Origin of the sequence: uncultured Limnohabitans sp. (assembly GCF_937889215.1) — a bacterium.
In the GTDB taxonomy this organism is placed as follows: Bacteria; Pseudomonadota; Gammaproteobacteria; order Burkholderiales; family Burkholderiaceae_C; genus Limnohabitans_A.
This window is the reverse complement of record NZ_CALBEX010000395.1, coordinates 1-2,568: the sequence shown is the minus strand read 5'-3', so window position 1 is coordinate 2,568 and position 2,568 is coordinate 1. Positions and strand designations below refer to the sequence as shown.

Genomic DNA, 2,568 nt, shown 5'->3' with positions numbered 1-2,568 from the left:
CCGGAATGTGCCCAATGTCTGGGCCCAACTGGTGGCTTTCATACCAGCGCACCAAAGTGCCGATCAGGGCCAGGCCAACCGCTACCCAGGCCATGCGCGAGCCCAAAGACTCCATCGCATCCGCCTGGCTGCGCATGAACATGCCCGCCCAATAAAAGACGGTGCTGATGAAAAACAGCATGCTCATCCACAAAATGGCCGACTGGCTGGATAGGAAATATTTCAGCAAGAACACCTGCTCGGAGCGCGCCAAATCGCCCTGGTACAGGTTGATGGCCAACAGCGACAGACCGGTCACCACCAGCATCAAGGTGCGCAGCGGCCGCCAAAACCACGCCAGCCAAATCACGGCCGGCAAGCTCCCAATCAGAATGCCTTGCTCGTAAACGTCCATGGCGTGCTGGTAACGGGTGAAGGCAAACACCGTGCCCAACAGCGCCAGCAGGGCAAAGCCCCAGTCAAGCGCCGTGCGGCTGGAAAAATAGCCCGGATTCAAAGTGACAGTCGTCATGGTGCTTTCTCGGATCGGCCCAGCAAACGGGCGGTCAATTGGTCAAATTCACGGTCGACATCCATGGTCTTGCGGTTGGACGACAAGGCCATGGTCGCTTGAGAACCTTCGCCCTGAGGTGACAACCACACCCACAAGCGACGGTCCCGAACATACAGCATTGCAAAAATACCCAAGATCAAAAAGGCACAACCCAAGTAAACGATGGATTGGCCTGGGGCCCTGGCGACTTGGAAAACACTGGCTTGGACCTGTTTGAAATCTTTCAGCAAAAACGTCATGGGCGCAGGGTAGAACGGCGCATCAGACAAGGCCAACACCGCCTGCGACATGAAGCCCTGCACCTGCTCAGTGGGCAACGGCTTGGCGTTGGCTTGTTCGCGGGCCAACGCGTCAAGCTCAAACAAAGCCCCATTCAAAATCCGCACAAACATCTCGCCGGCACGCGGCCGCTCCGCCTCAGGCACATTGGCTTCCAGAAAGTCGGCCAGCGCCTGCAAACCGGCTACCTGCTTGCCATTGACCGATTCCAAGCCGGCAAACAAACCCAGGGAGCGCGCCGCCGAATCGGCCAGTTGCTGCGTCAACTCGGGACGCTTGGGATCGACCGCCTTGCGGGCATAACGCTGCACAGCACGATCACGCAAAGCGGGCGTCTCCAAGGCTGCACGCAAACGGATGAAACCCGCCAGCTCACCGTTTTCGTCGGCAGGCGGTCGCAGGTAACGGTAAGGCTCGCTGGGCGTCTCACGCATGCCCAGCAAAAATACCGGCACGCCATCACCCGCATCCACGGGCAGCATGTAATTGTTGTACTCGCGCGCTTGCCCTGCAGCATCGCGCAGCTTGTAGCTCACGCTGGGGCCCACATTGCGCAACTCTTTGGTGTGGGTGGTTTTGTGGCCTGCGCCCAAGCGGGCGTCAATGGCGCTGCGCAAATCCACCTTGCGCACATCCACACCAGTGCCTTGGAGGCCTTCACCGCCGGACATGTTTTCGACGTTGATGACACGCAGCCCCGTGAACTCCAGCGTCATTTTTTCAGCGCCATTGCTCAGATCGGTATCACTGCCAATGATGCCTTCCACCTCGAAAGGCCGCGTCGCTGCCGCCATGGGCACGGCTTGCAGCTTGACGCTGGAGCCACCGTCGTCAAAGCTGGACTGGTAAATGTTGATGCCCTTGAAGCTGGCCGGGTGGTTCACCTCAACACGCGCTTCCTGCTTTTCGCCGGTGGCCTTGTCGTGGATGATGATGTCGCTGGCAAAAAGCTTGGGCATCCCTGTCGAGTAGTACTCAACGATGAATTTTTTCAACTCAATGACAAAAGGCAGATCCTGCAACAAGATGCCGTTGGACTGGTTCAGGATGGCGGTGCCCGAAGCGGTGTCCTCGGCCACCAGCAAGTTGCCCCGGAAGGCCGGGTTGCGCTCAGACAGGCGGTGCTTTGCAGGCACATCGGCGATCAGTCCACCCCCGTTGTAGATTTCCTTGCCACCGAACCACATCTGGGTGCGCACCGCCAAGTCGCCATCGAGCAAGCCGCCCACACACACCAGCACAATGGCCGAATGCGCTGCGATGTAACCGATTTTGTTGGCAGCACCCGCCTTGCCCGCCAGCATCCACCCCTTGCCTGCCGGGGTGTCGCGCTCTTGCAACTTGACTTTCCAGCCGCCCGTGGCCAGCAGGGCGCCCAGGCGTTTGGCGGCAGCCTCAGGCGCTTCGTTCAAATGGCCTTCGGCCTTGTGGTGAAAGGCCTTGAGGCTTTGCTCGCGGATGTTTTCCTTGTAGTTCTTCAGGTCCACCAGAATCTTGGGCGTGTTGCGGGCGATGCACAGGCTGGTGCTCACCACCAGAAAAGCCAAAATCAGCAAGAACCACCAGGCGCTGTAAACGGTGTTGAGTTTGAGGGTGGCAAACAACTCGGCCCAAAACGGTCCGAATTGGTTGATGTAATTGTTGGTGGGCTCATTTTGCTTGAGCACCGTGCCGATCACCGAGGCGATGATGCAGACCGCGCCGCCCCGCATCGTGGAAGTGGCCGACCCGGAGGC

Annotated in this window: 1 protein-coding gene and 1 pseudogene; both read right to left on the bottom strand. The window is 59.0% G+C overall.

Features of this window, described 5'->3' with window-relative positions; translation table 11 throughout:
- Nucleotides 1–511: pseudogene (locus Q0341_RS09960) on the bottom strand (c-type cytochrome biogenesis protein CcsB); the annotation flags it as partial.
- Nucleotides 508–2,544 (bottom strand): cytochrome c biogenesis protein ResB, encoded by a 2,037-nt coding sequence (locus Q0341_RS09955; protein ID WP_299512720.1) that lies wholly within the window; start codon nt 2,542–2,544, stop codon nt 508–510. The pseudogene Q0341_RS09960 and the gene Q0341_RS09955, both read right to left, overlap by 4 nt.
- Nucleotides 2,545–2,568 lie beyond the last annotated feature (24 nt).